The organism is Candidatus Symbiopectobacterium sp. NZEC135 (assembly GCF_025962695.1).
Genome location: NZ_JAGFPF010000386.1, coordinates 1 through 1,618 on the forward strand (window position 1 = coordinate 1; position 1,618 = coordinate 1,618).

The window sequence follows — 1,618 nt, forward strand, 5'->3', positions numbered from 1 at the left end:
GCGTATGGTCAGCGCCGATTTCGGTTTTCGCCGTGAAGGGCCCGCCGAGGATCGCAAAGTGGGCTTGCATCGCGGCGGCGGCGCATTAATGGATGTCGGGGTTTACCCTATTTCGTTTGCATCCTGGGTCTTCCAGCAGGTTCCGTCCACGATCACCGGCGTTGCCAGCCTGTACGAAACCGGTGTGGATGACCTTTCGGCCATGACGCTGCTCTACCCGGATGGACAAGTGGCGGTGTTGTCCTGCTCGATCAACACCCCAACGCAAAAAGAAGCGCGGATTATCGGCAATAAAGGGACCATCGTTATTCCCGAATTCTCCAAAGCGACCTCCGCCACGCTGGCGGTGATCGGCGAAGCACCTATAACGGTAACCTCCCCGCTTGAAGGCAATGGCTATAACTACCAGGCCGCCGCTGTGATGGCATGTTTGCGCGCAGGAAAAACCGAATGTGAGCTGATGCCGCTCGATGAGAGCCAGGCGATTATGGCGCAGATGGATGAATTGCGGCGGCAGTGGGGGGTTGTGTTTCCGGGGGAGGATAAACAGTGATTTAAACAAGGTCGTGTGTGCGTTGGGCAATCACGACCTTGGTCTCTCTATTAGCAAATACGTTTTATTTGACAGCTTAAGTCGGAGTACGAGTAAATATGGGCGCTTGTTTGTTTTGCTCAAGCAAAGTGCCCGTCAATATCGCATCTTTTAAACTCGTATGTGACATTTTGGTGTTTGTCAGGCTGGCATTCTTCAGGTCTGATTTGTCTAATCTTGCTCTCGTTAGATTTGCGTATCGGAAATTGGCATTGGGGAGTTTCGCGTCGACCACACTTGCTCTGCTCAGATTGGCGTTAGAAAAATTGGCGCGCTCTAAATCAGCCCTATTCAGGATGATATTGTGTGCTTTGGCATGTGAGAAATTGGTATCAAAGCCGGTCACCGCCACTAATTTTGCATCTTGAAGGTTTGCTTCTGTGAAGTCGGTTGCACCGAGCGTTGCCTTATCCATATCCGTTTTGGACAAGTTCGCCCGGGAAAAAGAGGCTCCAGCCAAGTTGGCACCCGATAAGTTAGCCTTGTACAGATTTGTGCCTACTAACAATGATCCCGTCAGATTTGCGCCGGATAAGTCAGTTTTTGCCAGTTGCGCACCGCTCAAATCCATGTTAGTGAGATTGTTGTTAGCTAATGAGGTTGTGGCTAAATTAACATTGCGTAAATCAATTTTTCCTTCATTGGTCAACGGGGATGAGGGAAGAGGTAGGTGATGTTGGGCGCGAAATACCAGAGACTTACATACGTTTTTATAGATGGACGATTGAATTTTCCCCTGCGCCTTTTTACCGTTCTTCTCAACCTGAACATTTATCTGCGCGCCTTCGTTGTTTTTTCCAGGAGAGGTGAAGGTGATGGTGTATCCCGAATGGTTGACCGTCATTATTTCGGGTATTTCTCTCTCGGCGACAAGGGTGCTTGTTAATGCCTGAATAAATGCATCGTGCTTTCTTTCATTGGTGTCACGTAGACCGCCAAAACTAAAGAAATTCATAATGTATTCTAATAGTGTGCGGGGAGCGATGGCTTTGTCTTTGGCCGAATCAGTGCCTACACCGGTAACAC

At 49.3% G+C, this 1,618-nt stretch carries 2 protein-coding genes; one reads left to right on the forward strand and one right to left on the reverse strand.

What is annotated here, in order from left to right; genetic code table 11:
* Window positions 1–553, forward strand: a 553-nt coding sequence (locus tag J5224_RS27120) for a Gfo/Idh/MocA family oxidoreductase (protein WP_264628250.1), incomplete at its 5' end; no start/stop codon positions are given.
* 76 nt (window positions 554–629) lie between these two features.
* Here J5224_RS27120 and J5224_RS27125 read toward each other — a convergent pair.
* Window positions 630–1,618: pentapeptide repeat-containing protein (locus J5224_RS27125; protein WP_264628251.1), on the reverse strand; the 989-nt coding region annotated here is incomplete at its 5' end.